The following is an 18,474-nucleotide window of genomic DNA, read 5'->3' on the forward strand; positions in this document are numbered from 1 at the left end:
GGCGGGACGTCTCTTTCGGATGCCTATCCTTGGGATTGTATTTCCCGTTTCCGAAATAAACAGGAAGTTTGGGAGAGAAGGATGTTATGAATGTGTTGCTAAACCCATCCCGTTCCGCATTTCGGAACGGGATGTTTCGTGTGTTTATCGGCGGCAGCACGCTGTATCGCACCGGAGACTGGATGGATTTTGTCGCGATCAACTGGATTGCGCTGCAGGCCGGCGGGTCGGGGACTTTCCTCGGACTGGTCAATCTTTGCAGGCTGCTGCCGATTTTTCTTGTCAGCCTGCCGGCAGGAACGCTGGCGGACCGGTACGACAGGCGGATGCTGCTGATCTATGCCCAAGCCGGCAGTCTTGTTCTGACCTTGGGGCTTAGCCTGTGGATGGCGATGGACGGACCGCTCTGGTTGTTTTTGGCCCTGATTGCGGCGCGCTCTGTGTTTTCAGCGATGGAGACGCCGGTGACGCATGCCCTGCTGCCCAATCTGGTGCGGGAACAGGAGCGGGGGAGCGCGATCGCCTGGAACAGCGCGGTGCTGAATTTGTCGCGCATCATCGGTCCGGCGGTCGCTGGCGTGATGCTGACGACGATGGCGCCGTCGATCATTCTCTGGATCAATGCCGCGAGCACGCTGGCCATGATCCTTGTCGTGACGGCGGTGAAGCCGCTCCCTTCTGCGGAGGAGCCGGGCAGGGCCGCCATCGTGCAGGATTCAGGCCAGCATGGCGCCCGTGAAGCATGGCGCTATATCCGCTCGGAGCCGGCAGTGCAATCGCTCCTGCTGCTCGCGGTTGCGCCGATGGTTTTCGGCTTCCCTTATACATCCATGCTGCCGCTCTTCACGCAGGAGCTGCTCGGCTTCGGTACGGACAAGCTGGGCCAGCTGCTGTCCGTATCCGGAGCAGGGTCGCTTCTCTGCTCGCTTTGGCTCTCGCTCGGCCGTAAAGCCCGCTGGCCCGGCCGCTGGCTGGTCTTGTCCCTGCTTGGCTTCGGCGTCTCGCTCTGCGGATTCATGGCGGCTCCCGCCTTCGGGTGGGCGGCCGCGGCCATGTTTGCGGCAGGCTTGTTCGGACAAGCCTACCGCACGATGAGCCGCATCGCCATGCAGCAGCAGGTGCCTGACCGGCTGCGCGGGCGCATCATGAGCATCGCGCTCATGGACCGCGGCTTCATCCCGCTGGGCGCACTGTTGATCGGCTTGGTCGCCGATATGGCCGGAGTCCTGACCGCAGGCCTTCTGATGGGAACCGGCTGCGTCGCGATCACCGTGGGCGTGCTGGCTTGGCGCCGTGAGCTTTGGCGGATGTAGCGGCCGATAAATAAAAAGGCGGACACGCCGCCGTGTCCGCCCAATCTGTGGAACCTGTCGTTTTACAGCTTGTTCATCAATACTGCTGCACGTGCTGATAAAGCACAATCAGCGCGAACGTGAGCAGTACGCTGACCAGGGCATACTTCCATTGCTTTAACGAGGAGTTCGCGATGTTTTGTTTGTTGTCCCGTACTGATCTGGTTCGATTGAAATTCATAATTGCCCCCCCTCCGAATGCTCATGATTATGAATTTGGATCCTTCATCTGTCGGAGTTCCTTCAGTGAATAAAATGTGCCCCTCCAATAAATGCCGCCCTGCCGCAGCGTCAGCCATACCGAACGGCTCACGACATAACAAAGCAAACTGACGGTGACGGGAAGCGCAAGCACCTCGATCCCGCCTCCGCCTACGATCGACCGGATCAGCAAAAAGTACACGGTGAGCATCAGAAAGACGGATAAAGCAAACGCTGCAGCTGCCCAGCCGGATGCCAACACGATACCTGCAATCGGAAATAAAAACAACGCCAGCTGCCCGATGACCCCAAGCACTGCGAAGCTGATCCGATAGCCGAAGCCGGAAAATATATTTTTCTCCAGCCCGCGAACAGCCTCGCTCAAGCCGGGGTACCACTCCACCGAGATGTGGTGAACGCCGGAGGCAAGCCTTTGGCGCAGTCGGGCCCGTTTCACCTGCCGCCCGAGCTGGAGGTCGTCGTCCGGCCGCATCGCGATCGCCTCGTGCGTACCGATTCTTTCATATGCCCTTCTTGTAATCAGGTTGAAGGCGCCGACGCCCATACCGTGCCTGTGCTGTAAATCATCGTTCACCCGCCACGGACGAATAAATAAAGACAAGGCAAAAAAGAAATAGTGTACAAACGCCTTGAGCCAAAACCCGCGTGCGATCATCCGCGGAGCGAGCGTTAAGTGATCCGCATGCTGCTCCTGCATATAACGCACCGCATCCGCAACGGTATGCGGATCGAACTGCACGTCCGCATCGGTAAACAGCAGGTACTTGCCCCGGGCCTGCAAATAGCCCTGGTATAAAGCGTGATTTTTGCCCAGCCATCCGGACGGCAGCGAGGTGATATGGATGACCCGCAGCGGGACGGTGATGCCTTCCCGGCTTTCGGACCAGCGGCGAAGCTCGTCCAACCGGCGGCCGGTTGCATCCCGGGAGCGATCGTTGACGGCGATGATTTCAAGCTTCGGATACGTTTGGCCGAGCAGATGCCTGACCGTATCCGCGATAGAGGCTTCCTCCTCTTTGGCAGCGATAATGACGGAAACCAGCGGTGTATCCGGCACGGAAGGCCGGGAGCCCATCAGCCCGGGAGCAGCCGAGATTTTCCTGTTTTCACGCCCGTTCGATTTCTCTATGTTAAACCCGGCATCCCCAGCGGAACGGGGAAGGCTGAACATCCATTTTCGGGATCGAACCGTATCCCACAGCATGAACAACCAGTAACCCAGCGCAACCAGCGCCCAGACTTCCATGATCCGCATCGACCAACACCTGCGCTTTCTGCCGAATCTGGATCAAAACACAACAGTTATTTCAAATTATACCACGTGCTTCAGACGGACAACAAATCTTCTGATCTTGAAACGGATTCTTGAACGGACGATAGCCATACGGTATGCTACAAGTGTATCGAATCATCAGCTTGGCGCTTATCTCAACGATCATGATGCAGACGGAAGGGGAAAAAGGATGACTAGTGATCAGGCCGGGCCGATTTATCGCAAAAAACTGAAAGCGGCTGAGCTTCCTAATTTTTTGGATCGCATCCGCGGCGAGGGAGTAGGGGTACACAATTTATTGTTACTGTGTATCGGCACGGATCGCTCGACCGGAGATGCGCTTGGTCCGCTGGTCGGGACCATGCTGCAGGAAGCGGGCTATCCGCATGTGGTCGGAACGCTGGCGTCTCCGTTCGATGCGAGCAATATGCGTGAACGGCTGCGGGAAATACCTCCCGGCCTCAAAATTATCGCCATCGATGCCTGTCTGGGCCAGACGATGTCATTAGGGTGGTATCAGGTGTCCAATCGTCCGATCGAGCCGGGCAAATCGGTGGGCAAACAGCTGCCCCGTGTCGGCGATTATTCCATTGCGGCTATTGTCAATGTGGATCAAGGGCAAAAATATGCCGTATTACAAAGCACTTCATTATATAGGGTGATGACGATGGCGAGGGAAATTGTATCGGCCATTTGCAGCGTATTTCCGCTGGACCCCGAAACAGCAAGGGCAGAGAAAGAAGGCAGCGAATGAGGGATGGCGTAAGACGTCCTGGTGATGCCAAATCCGCAGCGCCTGCGGCAGCAGGCGGCGTTCATTACTCTAAGCGTGCTATGGGCTTGACGCCGCCGGCGGCCGGCCTTAAGCCGTAGCCTTCAAACCGACAATGCCGACGACGATTGCAAGAACGAATCCAAGCCGAAGCAAGTCGCGGGGCTCCCCGAGAAACAGCATGCCGAAGACTACGGTGCCCACTGCGCCGATTCCTGTCCATACCGCGTAAGCCGTTCCGATCGGCAGGGTCTTGAGAGCCATCGACAGAAAGTAAAAGCTTACGATCATGGCAGTGACGGTTATGACGCTGGGCCAAAGCCTCGTCCATCCGTTAGTTGATTTTAGTCCCATTGCCCATACGATCTCCATTAATCCGGCGATAAACAAATAAATCCATGCCATGGTCTATCCTGTCCTTTCTTTGAGTGAATAAGCTATGAAGTGGTAATGCCCTTCCAATAGATTCTCCAAACCGTATCGAGCCGATGCTCCCAATCCTCGCTTTTGTAATAAAACTGTTGAATGAACGAACCGTCAAGCAAGCAGTAATAGGAGGCGATTAAATCCTCGGGACGTTCACGCCGCAGCAGGCCGGAATCCATGCCTTCATTAAAAAGAGCCGTCAATAATCCGTTGAGCTGATCTTCTGAAGCAGAAAACCGCTCGCGCAGCGTTTCCTGCAAAGCTGCCGGCGGGAACAGCATCACTCTTTTGAGGAAGGTCATGTGCTCTTCGCTCAGCAAATACGACCGGCAAGCGTCATGGATGACTCTATACAGCTGTTCTTCTATGGTTCGCCCCTTCAGGCTCTCGATTAGAGCCGCCATTCGGGCGGTGTGTTCAGCCAGACAATCCTCGAATACGGCAAGGAATAAATCTTCTTTGCTTCTGAAATGAGCATAGAGCGACGGCGTTTTGATTCCGACTTCCTTGGCGATTTCCGACAAGGGAACGGCATCGTACCCATTCCTGGCAAAAAGACGAAGGGCGGCCGATTTGATTTTTTGCACTGACATGCTTTCTTCCCTCCTTTTCCTAACTAACGATAATTAGGCACTGCTGATTATAAATTCTTTTGCCTGAAAAAGCAAGCCGCCGCTTGAAAGCCGCTCCTTGAAAAAGTTCACATAAACGGGTTCGTCCGCATATATAATGGGTATTACTCTTTAATTCAGCTTGTTGTGCGAATAGCCCAACGCACATGGAAAGGAGCGCATGCTTATGCGTCAAATCAGACATATCAACTTGGCCGATGAGAACAGCCGCGTCTACTGCTGCTTGCGCAATAAAATCGTTAAGCTCGATGAAGAGCAAAAGAAAGGGTTTTGCGCAAGCTGCCGAATGTATGCGGGAGATGCGGGAGGACAGGGTGTGGAATGCGTCTGGGGGGACATGCGCCCCGTGAGCGATCCATACGTGGTGAATAATCCGGGAGCGGAGCTGCTCAGCAACCAAAAGAAGCAAATCGGGAATACCGATTACCTGTCCACATGCGCCGCTTTTGCCGGATAAAAACGCCTATATTGGTGTCCTTTCAAAGATGCCAGACCTTTAATGGACCTCTGTCAATAGATTGGACACATAAAAAGACAGTTCTATTTGTACCGGGCTCTTCACACCACCGGGTATTTGTCCGCATATACTGGGCATAATCTTATGATACGCCGGGAGTGTGAGACGATGGAACAAATCGATACGGAGAAGCGTGAAGGAAGAGAAAGGATTATTACCAGAAGGCTGATAAAACCGCGGCTGAACGTTCATTATCCTCAGGTGGTGGGGCTGAAGAACGGGTTGGTGCGCCGCATGATCAACAACTCGATTTTGGATGCGGTGTACGATCTCATCCGGCTGCAGGGCTACGTGCAGGACCCGACGAAGACGCTTACCGGCGATTATCATGTCAAGCTGTTCAAGAACGGGCTGCTCAGCCTCCTCTATGAAAATTACGGTTATGCGCAGCATGCGGCTCACGGCATCACGTATCAAAGCTCGCAGACGTTTAATTTGGAGGACGGCAGCGAATACCGGCTGGAGGATTTGTTTAAGCCCGGAAGCAATTACGTCGACCGTTTGTCTGATATCATCAGGCGCGAGTTTAAGTCCCGTGATATCCCGATGCTTACGGAGTTTAAGGCCATAGACAGGAACCAGTCCTTTTATTTAACCGATCAAGCGGTCGGCATTTACTTTCAGCTGTATGAATATACGCCTTACGTGTACGGTTTTCCGACGTTTGAAATCCCCTTTCGGGATCTCATGGACATTATCGATCCGAACGGACCGATCGGCAGATTATTAAATGCGCAAACGGAACCGGCCCCTGCATAGGGAGCCGGGTTTTGTTGTTTTTGCGGGCAGCCGACTCGCGGCAAGTTTATCGATGTTTTGAAAAATATGGTCATTTGAATAGAAATTTACTGTTTGTGGAAAAGTAAACATACAAATCAAATTTAACTAAAAAGAAGGAGATCTAAGGTGCTTACTTTTTTACTTATAGCCGCGCTTATCGTTTGTGTAGTGGCCCTCATCTGGTCATTGATAGCCATACGCAATCAACAACATAAAGAATTAGACAAAGGCATGAATGAAACGACGATCAAACATCCGATTCTGGCAAACCCGATATTAATTGCGAATATATTATTTCCAATCATACTTGCATTGGGAGCAATATTAGTCATGTATTTAACTCGGTAAATGGAGGATAGGTATGGACAAAAACAAGTATTATGTATCGGTGCAGGCGGGGACAATCATGGCCAACCAAGGCGATGCTGCTTACGAATTCGAAATAGAAGCCACACCGGAGGAAATTGTCAAACTTCAAGAACTGTTCGAGGATCAATATTACATAGAAAATGACAATTTTCTTCGGACCCATGCGGCCGGTGTTCCTTATCATTACGATGCATCGAATGATGCGTATGACATGGGCTTGCACGATATTTATTCATTGATCTATGAATTAGGTACCCCGGAAACCAAGAAGCATATCGAAAGCATGCAAATATTATAATGAAAACAGCCGAATATAGAATGGAAAAGCACCGGTGAGAAGCTTCTTCCATTTACACGCGCAGGCCCTAGACGATAAACTGTAGAGGGCTTTTTGTGGTTTATCTGCTAAAGGTTGAGTTTATAATGGCGTCCCATTACTATAAATATAACGAGGGCAGCTGTACATAAAAAAGAGATAACGGGGAGGCCGTGATGAAAAACACAGCGATAGTAGCCGGAGCGACGGGATTGGTCGGCCGCGAGCTGGTCAGACTTCTTTTGTCGGACCTTGAGTATGACAAGGTCATCGCTTTGGTCAGACGTCCGATCGAGCTGAATCATGAAAAGCTGATCCAGCGAATGACCGATTGGGAAGAGGGACCGCTTGAGCAGGCTATAAAGGATGATCTGAACGGTTCTCATGTATTTTGCGCTTTGGGCACAACCATACGGAAGGCCAAAACCAAAGAGCAATTCCGTAAAGTAGATTTCGATTATCCTGTACGGCTTGGACGACTGGCCAAAAAGTACGGTGCTTCGTCGTTTTTGATCGTCTCCGCCATGGGAGCCTCCAAGGATTCCCTGTTCTTCTACAGCCAGGTGAAGGGAGAAGTGGAAGAAAGCCTTAAGGACCTGGATTTACCTTCATTACATATCTTCAGACCCTCGCTTTTGCTGGGGCAGCGGGATGAGTTTCGATTCGGTGAAAAAATGGCGGAGATCCTCGGCGGCTTGTTTTCATTCCTAATGATCGGAGGCTTGCGACAATATAAACCTATTACCGGGACCGCGGTGGCACAAGGAATGATACAAGCGGCTAAGAAGGGAAGTAAAGGAATGCGAATCTATCGTTCCGATCAAATTAAAATCTTGTAATGTTAGAATCAACACAGGGATCGGCCGCGGCAGGTCCCTGGTTGGATTCCGGGATCACTTGAAACAGGCGGATACTATTTTCTATAATAAGTAGGATAGATTTCCAATTTATATAAAGGAGTTTTCAATGGAACGGTTAATCCTTGAATTCATTCATTTCCTGAAGAGGCTGTCTTATTCCGGTCTCGTTATCGCCCTTACCTTTGAATTTGTGCCGGCTGAGCTCGTGCTTCCTTTAGCAGGCTACTGGGTCTTTCAAGGGGACTTTCAATTGCTTCCGACGATCCTGGCCGGAACGATTGGCGGAACCACCGGACCTCTCACCTTATATCTGCTGGGGAGATATGGCGGCAGGCCGTTTATTGAAAAATATGGAAAGTATTTCTTTATCCGTTCCCGGCAGCTGCAGGCCTCGGATCGTTTTTTTGAAAAGTATGGCGGCGGAGTGGCTTTCTTCGGACGATTTTTGCCGGGGGTACGAACGTTCATTTCAATCCCCTGCGGTATAGCCAAAATGAATGTGCTTAAATTTTCGGCGTATACCTTTTTGGCCATGCTCCCGATTACTTCCCTGTATGTGTACCTGGGATACAAGCTGGGCCCGCAGTGGGAGCACGTAGCTCCATTGGCCAAGCAGTACTTGACGCCCATTGCCCTTGCGGTCTTGGCGGGAATACTTATTTACGCTGTGATCAAACGTAAGCTCAGGCTGGTTTAAAAATAACTGTTCTCCTTGTATGAAACATATCGTTCCCCTCATTCGCCGGCGGTCTGCGTGATTTGCTTGCCATAAGCAAAGCAGACCGCTTTTCTGGCATTGGCAAAATTTTTTTATATTGACGATCTATTTTCGTAAATGTATAATGATTCCATAGCACATGTTGTAAGCGCATCCAAACTAATATTCTAGAATTTCATTACTTTTTTGAAAGGGGTGGTAATAAAGTGTTTCCTTCATCATAGAGAACCTTATCATTTAAAATTCGCAGGTCAGATCAGCAGTTTGTTGGTTCCTTAACCAACGTGGCTTCTTTGGTGGGCGCACTGAAACAGCATTATCAAGAGAAGGGAGCGATTAATCAAATGGCGATTCAAAAAAATGTAGGCGAAGATGTTTGTTTATCGGACGGGACAAAGATAAGAGAATTGCTGGATCTGGAGGAAGGGTATATTTCATCACGAGTGATCGGTGATCCTGAAATTCATCAGATGGAAATCGAAAGGATTTTTTCTAAAGTATGGGTTCCGATTGCTCATGAATCTGAGATACCGAATAAAGGCGACTATGTATTAAGGTATATTGGGAACGAAGAGGTGATTGTCTCACGTTCGGAGGGCGGTGTTATCAACGTCGTACTGAACGCATGTACTCACAGAGGATCACCTGTATGCCGTTCAGAAATGGGGAACTCTTCCCATTTTAGATGTCCATACCATGGCTTTACTTTTAAACAGAATGGAGATCTCATCGGAGTTCCTGCACATAAGGAGGCCTTCGGTGATGCCTTTGATAAAACCCAATACAGTCTGGTAAAGGCGAGAGCTGCCACATATGCAGGGCTTATCTTTGGCACCTTTAATGATTCGGCTCCTCCGTTAGAGGAGCAGCTAGGAAGCATGAAATGGTACCTGGATATGATGTTAAGCCATACCCATGGGGGAATGGAAGTCATCGGAGTACCGCAGCGTTGGACCGTAAAATCGAACTGGAAGCTGGGAGCCGACAACTTTGTTGGGGATGCTTACCATACCTTCATGACCCATCAATCGGCTGTCCAATTAAAAATTGTTCCGAGTGGGGATCCGAAGTTCGCGTTTTACGGGGTTCATGTATCTTGTGAGAATGGAAATGGTCTTGGACTGATTGGTGCACCGCCCGAATATGAACTTCCGCCTTTTTACGGTGTTCCCCAAAATATCGTCGAACAGATTGAACAGAAATTAACACCCGAACATCAAAAAGCGTTTAGCCGGCTTGCTTATATCCATGGGAACATTTACCCGAACATGTCGTTTGGATATTTCTCTTGGGCAACAGAAGCAGGAAAGAATCCAGGTTCATATTTGACATTAAGACAGTGGGTGCCGAAAGGACCGCATGAGATGGAGGTCTTTTCATGGGTCCTTGTCGAAAAAGAAGCGCCGGATTGGTGGAAAGAGCTTGCAAGAGAGACGTATGTCCGAACATTTGGTTCGAGTGGCATGCTGGAACAAGATGACACAGAAATGTGGAAAAACATTACTCGGGCTACGAAAGGATATATTGCCTCATCGAAATTAAAATTTATTTATCGTATGGGGATTGATCGCAAACCCGAACAAGGGGATTGGCCGGGTCCTGGAACGGTTTATCAGGGAGATTACAGCGAGGCGAACCAATTAAACATTTGGCGCCAATGGCATAAATTATTAACCGAGAACAATGAATAAGCACAGCCAAAACATGCAGAGGAGGAGAGTACATGCTTTCGACAAGCATCAAAATTGGAAATCCTGTTTATTTTGAAATCCTGGAATTTATGCAAGCTGAAGCAGAGGTACTGGATAGTGGGGATTTTAGAAAATGGTTAGACATGCTGGATCAAGAGATCAAGTACGTAATGCCTGTAAGGACGACTCGCGAGCGAATACACGGGGAAGGATTTATAGGAAATATGAATCACTTTGAGGAAAACTATGCTTCCTTAAAAAAACGGGTTGAGCGAGTTGAGACGGAATTTGCTTGGGCAGAAGATCCGCCTTCTCGTACAAGAAGGTTTATCACTAATGTACGGATCGAGCAGTCGGCTGAAGATGAATTTAAGGTAAAAAGCTACCTTCTTCTAACCCGTAGTCGTGGCAATGAATCGGATTACAATCTTATTACCTGCGTTCGTAACGATACCCTGACGCGGACAGGGCAGGAATGTAAATTAAAAACAAGAGAAATATTGATCGATCAGACGACACTGGGTATGGACAATTTAGGGGTCTTTTTCTAAGGATTCATTGTTCAGCAGGGTTTCTGAAATTAAAATTAAATAACCTACCGGGAGGAATCCGAAGTTGACAAAGCGCTTAGCAAACAAAGTTGCGTTTATTACTGGGGCAGCAGGAGGCATGGGGAGAGCAGCTGCCGTTGTTTTTGCCCGTGAAGGAGCGAAAGTGGCAGTCATCGATTTGGATGCAAAAGAAATCGAAAAAACCGCCAGTCTAGTGACTGAAGCAGGCGGCGAAGCCATCGCAATTCAATGCGACGTTTCCGATGAAGAGCAAGTGAAGCAAGCGATTCAAAAAACGATCGATACTTTTGGGAAGCTAACTACGGTTTATAATAATGCAGGGATTGCTCATAAGAACTTTATGATTGCTGTAGAAGAAATAAGTGCGGAAGAATGGGATAAAATCCAGAATATAAACACAAAAGGTATGTTCCTTGTGGTGAAGCATAGTATTCCTGAACTTTTACGAGCCAACGGTGGAACGATTATCAATAAAGCATCGACTGCTGCCTTAATCAACAGCCCAGGCGGTCCTTCCTATTCCGCTTCAAAGGGGGCCATTATCTCGTTTACTCGTCAAGTCGCTGCATCGTATGCGAAAAAAGGAATCCGTGTCAATGCCATTGCTCCAGGGTATGTGATTACGCCGATGACAAAGGCCATGGAAGAAGTGTTACCTGAGTTAGATAAAGTGGCTTCCGAAGCAACGCCCCTTGGTCGAGGAGCGCAGCCGGAAGAGATTGCGAATATTGCTCTCTTTTTGGCGTCTGACGAATCATCGTTTGTCACAGGCTCGGTGATTGTCGCCGACGGAGGATTGACGATCGTTTAGAACTCAGTTATGAAGGGGAGTGTTTCTATGTGGCTGGTTCAATTAGGCATAAAAAAACCAATGGATCAAATCAATCCAAAATGGTTTGAAGAACATGAAAACCGCAATCAACAATTACGCGCAAAGGGAGTCATCCTGGCAAGCGGTCCGTTTGTCGATGGAAGCGGTGGATGTATTGTTTATAACTGTTCACAAGAGGAATTTATGTCCATTATCCAAGCCGATCCCTTGGTTATCCATGACGTTGTTGACTATGATTATAAGGATTGGAATGCTGCTTTATCAGCAAAAATTCAATCATAGAACGAAAGTAAGGAGGGGGAAAATGTCATCGGAACCACAAATCATCGTCGGCAATGAGTTTACCCAAGTGATTGTTAAAAAGGTATATACAAGAAACGGGGAGAGGCTGGAAATTACTTCACCAAAGTTACATCATTCGATTCAACTGGATCCTCTGGCCCTTGAAAGTTTGACCTGGCAGGAACCTGAAGTATTTACGGAATTTTTATCCAAGCCATTCGGCAAATAATGTTTTTTGATGAAAGAAGTAGTACACCATCGGTGAAAATATTGGGATTAAGAGGCCTATTGTTCAGTGAAAATATCACTTTTATGATATGATGCGATGGGGTGACAGGGAGCCTTTAGCGCTGAGTGAGAAGGCTCCGAAGCCACTTTGAAGGCGGACACCTTGGCCAAACGGCCTGCTTAGCCGCCCCTCCATGTAAACCCCTCCGGGCTTTCTTCATTTCGGCTTCGGACTATAACCGCACATTTTTTATAAAATGAGGTGACATTTTTTACCTTATGTGATACCATTGAACTAAGATACTAGTATCTAAATAATGAAATGAGGTGAAGGCAATGGGGGAAAAAGTTGCGATATGGACACAATTGGCAGGACTGCCGTTGAAGCAGTACTATCTGGATGTGGATGGAATCCGGACAAGGGTCATGGAAGCCGGCGAAGGAGAACAAACGCTAATTTTCGTTCATGGTACGGGGGGCCATTTGGAAGCGTATTCGCGGAACTTTGCAGGACTTGCAGAAGAATTTAGAGTCATCGCTTACGATATGGTAGGTCATGGCTTCAGTGATAAACCGGACCGTCCTTATACGATTGATTATTTAAGCGATCATCTGGTCGGATTGGTAAAAGCCCTGCATTTGCAAAAGGTGAGCTTGTCGGGTGAATCGCTCGGCGGATGGGTCGCTGCCTGGACGGCGGCTTATCATCCTGAGCTTATCGATAAATTAATCCTCAACACGCCTGGTAACATTACGAATAAACCGCAGGTCATGGAGCAGGTGAAAAATTCAACCATCAAGGCGGTGGAAGAAGCCACTTACGATAATGTGCGTGCCCGCCTGGAATGGTTATTCTACGATAAAAGCTTTGTAACCGATGAACTGGTGAGTATCCGCTATAAAATATACAAACAGCCGGAATTTAAAAGAGCTGTCTATCATATCGTAGCTGTTCAGGATTGGGAAATAAGAAAGAATTACGTATGGAGCCCGGAATGGTGTAACCGAATTACCTGTCCGACCTTACTTTTATGGACGGACAATGATCCCACCGGGACGGTGGACGAAGCTTTCATTCTGAAGGAATGGATTCCCGGCAGCTTATTATATGTCATTAACGACTCCGGTCATTGGCCGCAGTGGGAAAGTATGGAGGAATTTAATCGCGTTCATACAGCGTTTGTAAAAGAGGGGGGCTTTTAGATCATGGGAGCACGCAAAGGTAGAGATTATATTGAAAGACTCAAAAACTATCCCCCGGAAACATGGATCGGCAATGAAAAAATAACAGATCCTACGACACATCCGTTGGTTGCACCGGCTGTTAAATCGATTGCCCGTTTATATGATTCCCAGTGGGAAACAGATAAAAAGGAGCATATGCTTTTTAAATCTCCGAAAACGGGAGATCTAGTCGGATCATCATTCCTGGTTCCGAAATCCAAAGACGATTTGGCCAAACGCAGAAAAATGCATCAAGTATGGGCGGAGGAAACCTATGGCATGATGGGCCGCTCTACGGATTTTATGAGCGCCATGATGACCGCCTGGTACATTAATTCCGATTTTTTCGGCAAATATGCGGATCATGTGCGAAATTATTTTGAATATATTAGGGAAAATGACTTATATTTGACCCACGTCTTGATTGACCCGCAGGTGAACCGGGGTAAAGCCCCGTCAGAGCAGCCGGATGAATTTACTTATCTCGGGGTCGTAAGAGAAACGGATAAAGGGATTATTGTACGCGGAGCCAAAATGCTGGCAACGGCGGGTCCCTACGCCGATGAGATGCTGGTATGGCCTTTCCATCTGAGAAAACCTACGGAAAAGGACTACAAATACGCCATTTCCTTCGCCTTACCAATGAACACGCCGGGGGTTCGATTAATTGCGCGCGAGCCGTTTACCCGCGACTCGGTATACGATCATCCTTTGGCTTCGCAATTCGATGAGCTCGATGGCGTCGTTGTTTTCGACGATGTGCTGGTTCCTTGGGAAAGAGTGTTCATCTATCAGGATGTCGAAAGGGTCAATACGGTTTGGAAATTAAACTCCAATGCGTTTACGGGCCACCAAACCTCCATCAGACTGCAGACGAAATTGCAGCTGATTGCCGGGACGGTCATAAAAGCGACGGAAATGGTCAATACGAATCAATTCCCGCATGTTCAAGACATGATGGGCGAGATTACCACTTACATTGAGCTGATCCGGGCGGCGGTGCTGGCATCGGAAATGACTTCCGAGCCTAATCAAGACGGGATCTACATGCCGAATGTTACCCCACTCTATGCTATCCGAAACTCAGGCAACCGTTGGTATCCCCGCGTGCGGGAAATTGTTCAACTGATCCTTGCCGGGGGCTTAATGTATCAGCCGTCCAATGCAGATGTATTTAACAGCCCGATTGCGGCCGACATTCGAAAGTATTACAGAGGCGCCGAGGTGTCGGCAGATGATAAAGTGAAGCTGTTTAAATTGGCCGCCGACATTGCCGTTTCCGACTTTGGTTCCCGTCACGAGCTGTATGAGCGCTTTTATGCCGGTGATCCGATGTTCCTGAGAATCCAAACCCAGTATTCGGCTTATGATAAAAGTCAGTGTCTGGCCCTGGTAGACAAACTGCTCTCCAAATACGGGATCAGCGAAAAAGTATAAAACGAATTTGAGGGGAAAATGCGACATGCCTTTATATGGGAAAACAGCATTAATTACAGCATCCAGTTCAGGGATCGGAAAAGGAATCGCAGCCAAGCTGGCACAAGAGGGAGCAACGGTCTTTTTAAGCGGTATTGAGAAAGATCTGCTTCCGCAAACCGCAGATGACATTGCCAAATCCACCGGAGCCAAGGTTCATTATCTGATCTCTGATTTTTCGAACCCGGACTCCATTGAGGAATTAGGGCGTAAGGCGGTGGAGTCGATGGGCTCTGTCGACATTCTGGTCTATAATACAGGCGGTCCCAGACCGGGTGCATTTCTTGAATTAACCGACAAGGATTGGAGCTTTGCCTATCATCTCATTTTGGACGCGGCGATTAGACTCACGAGAATGGTATTGCCGCAGATGCAGCACAATCAGTGGGGAAGATTGATTTATATGACTTCGTCATCGGTTGTCCGGCCCTTGCCGAAGCTTCACTTATCGAATGTGATGAGGGCTGCCGTTCAAGCGCTTGCCGAATCGTTAAGCGTGGAGGTCGGTGCCCATGGGATCACAACGCATGTCGTCGCCCCGGCCCATATCGATACGGCAAGAACGAGACAGCTGGCCGTCTACAGAGCCGAACAGGCCGGCAAATCGTTTGAAGAGGTTGTAAAAGAGGATCTAAAGGGCATCCCGGTAGGCAGATACGGGAAGCCGGAGGATATTGCGGCTTTGGTAGGTTTCCTGGCTTCTGAGGAATCCTCCTTCATGACGGGATTAACGCATCTGGTAGACGGCGGCTTTACCAAAATCGGTCCCCTTTAATCGACATGAACGGAGGAAAAATGATGGAGCCCAAAATAAAGCCTTCAACGGAAAAAAAGTTCGATGATTATATGGCGAATTTAAAGAAATTGAAAAACCGCGACGATCAGAACATTTCGGAGGAGGGCCTGGTGGTTCATTCGGAGGAGGCCATTTGGCTGGACAGTAAAGTAACCGGCAATCCTGCTGAAATTGGCCTTTTACTCAATATTCCGACCAAATCGATGGAATTTTATCTGCAAAAAATACCGCCTGGCGGAAGCAGCGATTTACAAAGGCATGTCCACGAATCGATCCATTATGTGCTGCATGGCAGCGGCTACTCGGAAATCGGTAATCAAACGGTGCAATGGAGCAAAGGAGATTTTATATATACGCCGCCCTGGATCTGGCATAGACACTATAACGATGGCGCTGAGGCAGTAGAGATGCTTCTGGTTGAAAACTCCCGTCTGATGGACGGCCTGCAGGGAAATCGCCGGGACAGTCTGGGAAATATCAGCTTTAGGGAAGCATTCAAAGAATATTTTGAGTAAACCAAAACCTAAGGAGGCGGAACAAGCATGGGAGTTTTGAAATTGGCGCATGGGGTTTTAAAGGTCAACGATCTGCCGCAAAGTCTGGAGTTTTATCGTGAAGTCGTAGGCCTGCATGAAATCGGTAAACAAAACGGCATCGTCTATTTGGGCTGCGGTGCAGACAACAACTATGATTTGGCGTTAACAGAAGGCGGCAGCGGCATCAGCCATTTTGCACTGCAGGTGCATCAGGAAGATGACTTGGCTTACTTTGAGAAAAAATTGACGGAGCTCGGCGTGAGGACGAACCGGGTAACCGATGCGGAGCCGGGAGAGAAGGCAGCGCTGCAGTTCCAATCGCCAAGCGGCCACCAGATTGAACTGGTATTGGCGGAGGATCGCCCGCACTATCTGCATCCGGTTGTAGGCCGTAAACCGAGCCGGGGCATTGCGCCGCTGGATGCGGATCATATCACGCTGAATGCAAATGATGTCAAAGGGCTGGCGGGATTTTTGCGGGATACGCTGGAATTTTCAGTCGCCGACGTGTTCGAGCCGGTTGCGGGAGTGTGGGGCGCCGCGTGGACGCATGGAAGCGATTTCCACCATGATATAGCGATCGTAGGCACGCCGGATAACACGACATTGCACCATTATGCGTTTTTGGTGGCGGGGATTGACGAGATGAAACGGGCTTGTGACGTGTTGGGGCAGTACGGCTACAAAGTGGAGGCCGGTCCGGGACGCCACTCCGTAGGCGGAAACCTGTACACGTATTTCCTGGATCCAAGCGGCAACCGCATCGAATTGTCGGCCGAAATGCCACGTGCGGATAAATCGCGCGAGCTCATCAGCTGGAACGATTTCCCGACAGCCTTCAGCGCATGGGGAGCCTTCCCGCCGGAGTCCTTCGCCAAGGGGTCTTAATATGAACGAGAAACCGAATGTTCAAACCATTGCGCAATCCTTATACGACGCCTTTGAAAATAAACAGGCCATCTCCCCGATCACGGAAACTTATCCGTCATTAACGGCGGAGGACGCTTATCAAATTCAAAGGGAATTAACCAAGCTCCATCAGCAGCAGGGCAGGCAGGTCATCGGGAATAAAATCGGTTTGACCAGCGAAGGGATTCAAAAGCAGCTCCATGTATATGAGCCCGATTTTGGCGTCATGTATTCGGATTTTGCATTTGAACATGGTGCGGAAATCGATTCAAAGCGGATGATTTATCCCCGTATTGAGGCGGAAATCGCATTTCTTCTGGATAAGGACCTGAGGGGACCGAATGTGACGGCTGCGGATGTATTGGCAGCTACTAAAGCGGTTGTTCCCTCTTTTGAGATCATTGACAGCCGGATAAAGGATTGGAAAATTAAGATTTCCGATACGATTGCTGACAACGGGTCCCATTGGGGGATGGTCATAGGAAGTCAAATTTCTACCGTTGAGCGGTTGGATTTCCGTCATGTGGGGCTTGTTCTGGAAAGAGATGGAAAGATATTGGGTACAGCAGCCGGGGCTGCTGTACTCGGCCATCCTGCCCGCTCGGTCGCATGGCTGGCCAATAAACTGTCGGGATGGGGCGAAGCCTTGAAAGCGGGAAGCATTGTGCTCTCGGGTTCTCTTACACCGGCTTTTGATTTGCTTCCCGGACATTATAAGGCTTCGTTTGGCGAAGGGTTGTCAAGTGTGGAGGTGAATATAAAATAATGGAAAAACAAGTTAAAGCAGCTATCCTGGGCTCAGGAAATATCGGAACCGACTTAATGTATAAAATATTGAAAAATCCTGGTTCGTTGCAGCTATCGTTAATGTCCGGGATCGATCCGGAATCCGAAGGATTAGCCAGAGCGAAGTCGTATGGCTTGGATATCAGCATTGAGGGGATTAACGGGATTCTACAAGATCCCGATATTCAAATCGTATTTGACGCCACGAGCGCAAAGGCTCATATCCGGCATGCGAAGCTGTTGAAGGAAGCGGGAAAAATAGCGATTGATCTTACACCGGCTGCTGTGGGGCCTTATGTCGTGCCGCCTGCTAACCTGAACGATCACATGGATGCGGATAATGTGAATTTGATCACCTGCGGAGGGCAAGCGACGATTCCGCTCGTTCATGCGGTGAGTCGGGTATGCAAGGTCAAATATGCAGAAATGGTATCGACCGTTGCCAGCAGCTCGGCAGGGCCCGGTACGCGGCAAAATATCGATGAATTTACCTTTACAACAGCCCGTGGTCTGGAAGCGATCGGCGGAGCCGAAAAGGGAAAGGCGATTATCATTTTAAATCCTGCGGAGCCTCCGATCCTGATGAGAAATACCGTATATGCCGCCTATGAGCATGGTCATGAAGACGAAATTGCCGCTTCGATTGAGCAGGTCATCGCTGAAGTGCAGGAGTACGTGCCCGGATACCGTTTAACGCGGAAGCCCATTTTTGATGTGAGAGACACGCCGGAGGGCAAATGGCCAGTCGTCATCTTATTGCTGGAAATCGAAGGGGCCGGGGATTATTTGCCAAGCACGGCCGGCAATCTGGATATAATGACCTCCTCCGCTAAGCGTGTGGCAGAGGTTAAGGCAAAGTATTTATTGAAACAAGTCCTAAGCTAACCGGGGATATCCAATAAGGA

Annotated in this window: 24 protein-coding genes; 20 read left to right on the plus strand and 4 right to left on the minus strand. The window is 49.2% G+C overall.

Features of this window, described 5'->3' with window-relative positions; translation table 11 throughout:
- Positions 1-86 precede the first annotated feature (86 nt).
- Complete coding sequence (locus NR121_RS06185; protein ID WP_256830918.1) at positions 87-1,313, plus strand: MFS transporter; 1,227 nt, start codon at positions 87-89, stop codon at positions 1,311-1,313.
- 76 nt (positions 1,314-1,389) lie between these two features.
- Here NR121_RS06185 and NR121_RS06190 read toward each other — a convergent pair whose 3' ends face one another.
- Both NR121_RS06190 and NR121_RS06195 read right to left on the minus strand, forming a co-directional pair.
- On the minus strand, positions 1,390-1,533 hold the full coding sequence (locus tag NR121_RS06190) for a hypothetical protein (protein ID WP_171005907.1): 144 nt from the start codon (positions 1,531-1,533) through the stop codon (positions 1,390-1,392).
- Positions 1,534-1,560: 27 nt separating this feature from the next.
- A complete protein-coding gene (locus tag NR121_RS06195) occupies positions 1,561-2,829 on the minus strand; it encodes a glycosyltransferase family 2 protein (RefSeq protein ID WP_256830919.1) in 1,269 nt (422 codons plus the stop codon).
- A 208-nt stretch (positions 2,830-3,037) separates the two neighbouring features.
- Here NR121_RS06195 and yyaC point away from each other — a divergent pair, with 208 nt between their 5' ends.
- Complete coding sequence (gene yyaC / locus NR121_RS06200) at positions 3,038-3,601, plus strand: spore protease YyaC (RefSeq protein ID WP_074728719.1); 564 nt, start codon at positions 3,038-3,040, stop codon at positions 3,599-3,601.
- Entirely contained in the window at positions 3,598-3,720 is a 123-nt protein-coding gene (locus NR121_RS06205; protein ID WP_256830920.1) for a hypothetical protein, read from the plus strand. The genes yyaC and NR121_RS06205 overlap by 4 nt, the downstream gene beginning before the upstream one ends.
- Here the strand turns inward: NR121_RS06205 and sugE are convergent.
- A complete protein-coding gene (sugE, locus tag NR121_RS06210; protein WP_054818497.1) occupies positions 3,710-4,024 on the minus strand; it encodes a quaternary ammonium compound efflux SMR transporter SugE in 315 nt (104 codons plus the stop codon). The genes NR121_RS06205 and sugE overlap by 11 nt on opposite strands.
- 32 nt (positions 4,025-4,056) lie before the next feature.
- Positions 4,057-4,638, minus strand: coding sequence for a TetR/AcrR family transcriptional regulator (locus tag NR121_RS06215; protein WP_054818498.1), 582 nt, complete (start codon positions 4,636-4,638; stop codon positions 4,057-4,059).
- A gap of 205 nt (positions 4,639-4,843) precedes the next feature.
- On the opposite strand from NR121_RS06215, the gene NR121_RS06220 reads away from it, so the two are divergent.
- From NR121_RS06220 to NR121_RS06300, 17 genes are all read left to right on the plus strand, one after another.
- Complete coding sequence (locus tag NR121_RS06220) at positions 4,844-5,134, plus strand: hypothetical protein (protein WP_054818499.1); 291 nt, start codon at positions 4,844-4,846, stop codon at positions 5,132-5,134.
- Positions 5,135-5,302: 168 nt separating this feature from the next.
- Entirely contained in the window at positions 5,303-5,953 is a 651-nt protein-coding gene (locus NR121_RS06225) for a DUF3298 and DUF4163 domain-containing protein (RefSeq protein WP_256830923.1), read from the plus strand.
- Positions 5,954-6,335: 382 nt separating this feature from the next.
- Complete coding sequence (locus NR121_RS06230) at positions 6,336-6,641, plus strand: hypothetical protein (protein ID WP_054818501.1); 306 nt, start codon at positions 6,336-6,338, stop codon at positions 6,639-6,641.
- A 194-nt stretch (positions 6,642-6,835) separates the two neighbouring features.
- Positions 6,836-7,498 carry an NAD(P)H-binding protein gene (locus NR121_RS06235; protein WP_054818502.1) on the plus strand — a complete coding sequence of 221 codons (663 nt, stop codon included), beginning with the start codon at positions 6,836-6,838 and terminating at the stop codon, positions 7,496-7,498.
- Positions 7,499-7,625: 127 nt separating this feature from the next.
- Positions 7,626-8,216: a DedA family protein gene (locus tag NR121_RS06240; RefSeq protein ID WP_062409700.1), complete on the plus strand. Its 591-nt coding sequence runs from the start codon at positions 7,626-7,628 to the stop codon at positions 8,214-8,216.
- A gap of 317 nt (positions 8,217-8,533) precedes the next feature.
- Positions 8,534-9,928: an aromatic ring-hydroxylating oxygenase subunit alpha gene (locus NR121_RS06245; protein ID WP_137670337.1), complete on the plus strand. Its 1,395-nt coding sequence runs from the start codon at positions 8,534-8,536 to the stop codon at positions 9,926-9,928.
- Between the two features lie 32 nt (positions 9,929-9,960).
- Entirely contained in the window at positions 9,961-10,479 is a 519-nt protein-coding gene (locus NR121_RS06250) for an aromatic-ring-hydroxylating dioxygenase subunit beta (protein ID WP_054818504.1), read from the plus strand.
- Positions 10,480-10,543: 64 nt separating this feature from the next.
- Complete coding sequence (locus tag NR121_RS06255; RefSeq protein WP_074728712.1) at positions 10,544-11,311, plus strand: SDR family NAD(P)-dependent oxidoreductase; 768 nt, start codon at positions 10,544-10,546, stop codon at positions 11,309-11,311.
- Positions 11,312-11,338: 27 nt separating this feature from the next.
- Positions 11,339-11,614 carry a YciI family protein gene (locus NR121_RS06260; protein ID WP_062409697.1) on the plus strand — a complete coding sequence of 92 codons (276 nt, stop codon included), beginning with the start codon at positions 11,339-11,341 and terminating at the stop codon, positions 11,612-11,614.
- Between the two features lie 22 nt (positions 11,615-11,636).
- Entirely contained in the window at positions 11,637-11,843 is a 207-nt protein-coding gene (locus tag NR121_RS06265) for a hypothetical protein (RefSeq protein WP_054818523.1), read from the plus strand.
- 335 nt (positions 11,844-12,178) lie between these two features.
- Entirely contained in the window at positions 12,179-13,045 is an 867-nt protein-coding gene (locus tag NR121_RS06270; RefSeq protein WP_054818507.1) for an alpha/beta fold hydrolase, read from the plus strand.
- 3 nt (positions 13,046-13,048) lie between these two features.
- A complete protein-coding gene (locus NR121_RS06275) occupies positions 13,049-14,503 on the plus strand; it encodes a 4-hydroxyphenylacetate 3-hydroxylase family protein (protein WP_062409695.1) in 1,455 nt (484 codons plus the stop codon).
- Positions 14,504-14,528: 25 nt separating this feature from the next.
- Complete coding sequence (locus NR121_RS06280) at positions 14,529-15,317, plus strand: SDR family oxidoreductase (RefSeq protein WP_062409694.1); 789 nt, start codon at positions 14,529-14,531, stop codon at positions 15,315-15,317.
- Between the two features lie 20 nt (positions 15,318-15,337).
- Positions 15,338-15,853: a cupin domain-containing protein gene (locus tag NR121_RS06285; RefSeq protein ID WP_201023566.1), complete on the plus strand. Its 516-nt coding sequence runs from the start codon at positions 15,338-15,340 to the stop codon at positions 15,851-15,853.
- A gap of 27 nt (positions 15,854-15,880) precedes the next feature.
- Positions 15,881-16,762, plus strand: a complete 882-nt coding sequence (locus NR121_RS06290; protein ID WP_062409693.1) for a VOC family protein — start codon at positions 15,881-15,883, stop codon at positions 16,760-16,762.
- A gap of 1 nt (position 16,763) precedes the next feature.
- Positions 16,764-17,549 (plus strand): 2-keto-4-pentenoate hydratase, encoded by a 786-nt coding sequence (locus NR121_RS06295; protein WP_054818509.1) that lies wholly within the window; start codon positions 16,764-16,766, stop codon positions 17,547-17,549.
- Positions 17,549-18,454, plus strand: coding sequence for an acetaldehyde dehydrogenase (acetylating) (locus NR121_RS06300; protein ID WP_062409691.1), 906 nt, complete (start codon positions 17,549-17,551; stop codon positions 18,452-18,454). The genes NR121_RS06295 and NR121_RS06300 overlap by 1 nt, the downstream gene beginning before the upstream one ends.
- Positions 18,455-18,474 lie beyond the last annotated feature (20 nt).

It is taken from the genome of Paenibacillus sp. Pae15, assembly GCF_024519685.1.
Classification (GTDB): domain Bacteria; phylum Bacillota; class Bacilli; order Paenibacillales; family NBRC-103111; genus Paenibacillus_G; species Paenibacillus_G naphthalenovorans.

Coding starts and splice junctions, on each gene's coding strand:
- NR121_RS06185 (WP_256830918.1), top strand. CDS start 87: ATGAATGTGTTGCTAAACCCATCCCGTTCCGCATTTCGGAACGGGATG.
- NR121_RS06190 (WP_171005907.1), bottom strand. CDS start 1,533: ATGAATTTCAATCGAACCAGATCAGTACGGGACAACAAACAAAACATC.
- NR121_RS06195 (WP_256830919.1), bottom strand. CDS start 2,829: ATGCGGATCATGGAAGTCTGGGCGCTGGTTGCGCTGGGTTACTGGTTG.
- yyaC (WP_074728719.1), top strand. CDS start 3,038: ATGACTAGTGATCAGGCCGGGCCGATTTATCGCAAAAAACTGAAAGCG.
- NR121_RS06205 (WP_256830920.1), top strand. CDS start 3,598: ATGAGGGATGGCGTAAGACGTCCTGGTGATGCCAAATCCGCAGCGCCT.
- sugE (WP_054818497.1), bottom strand. CDS start 4,024: ATGGCATGGATTTATTTGTTTATCGCCGGATTAATGGAGATCGTATGG.
- NR121_RS06215 (WP_054818498.1), bottom strand. CDS start 4,638: ATGTCAGTGCAAAAAATCAAATCGGCCGCCCTTCGTCTTTTTGCCAGG.
- NR121_RS06220 (WP_054818499.1), top strand. CDS start 4,844: ATGCGTCAAATCAGACATATCAACTTGGCCGATGAGAACAGCCGCGTC.
- NR121_RS06225 (WP_256830923.1), top strand. CDS start 5,303: ATGGAACAAATCGATACGGAGAAGCGTGAAGGAAGAGAAAGGATTATT.
- NR121_RS06230 (WP_054818501.1), top strand. CDS start 6,336: ATGGACAAAAACAAGTATTATGTATCGGTGCAGGCGGGGACAATCATG.
- NR121_RS06235 (WP_054818502.1), top strand. CDS start 6,836: ATGAAAAACACAGCGATAGTAGCCGGAGCGACGGGATTGGTCGGCCGC.
- NR121_RS06240 (WP_062409700.1), top strand. CDS start 7,626: ATGGAACGGTTAATCCTTGAATTCATTCATTTCCTGAAGAGGCTGTCT.
- NR121_RS06250 (WP_054818504.1), top strand. CDS start 9,961: ATGCTTTCGACAAGCATCAAAATTGGAAATCCTGTTTATTTTGAAATC.
- NR121_RS06260 (WP_062409697.1), top strand. CDS start 11,339: ATGTGGCTGGTTCAATTAGGCATAAAAAAACCAATGGATCAAATCAAT.
- NR121_RS06265 (WP_054818523.1), top strand. CDS start 11,637: ATGTCATCGGAACCACAAATCATCGTCGGCAATGAGTTTACCCAAGTG.
- NR121_RS06270 (WP_054818507.1), top strand. CDS start 12,179: ATGGGGGAAAAAGTTGCGATATGGACACAATTGGCAGGACTGCCGTTG.
- NR121_RS06275 (WP_062409695.1), top strand. CDS start 13,049: ATGGGAGCACGCAAAGGTAGAGATTATATTGAAAGACTCAAAAACTAT.
- NR121_RS06280 (WP_062409694.1), top strand. CDS start 14,529: ATGCCTTTATATGGGAAAACAGCATTAATTACAGCATCCAGTTCAGGG.
- NR121_RS06285 (WP_201023566.1), top strand. CDS start 15,338: ATGATGGAGCCCAAAATAAAGCCTTCAACGGAAAAAAAGTTCGATGAT.
- NR121_RS06290 (WP_062409693.1), top strand. CDS start 15,881: ATGGGAGTTTTGAAATTGGCGCATGGGGTTTTAAAGGTCAACGATCTG.
- NR121_RS06295 (WP_054818509.1), top strand. CDS start 16,764: ATGAACGAGAAACCGAATGTTCAAACCATTGCGCAATCCTTATACGAC.
- NR121_RS06300 (WP_062409691.1), top strand. CDS start 17,549: ATGGAAAAACAAGTTAAAGCAGCTATCCTGGGCTCAGGAAATATCGGA.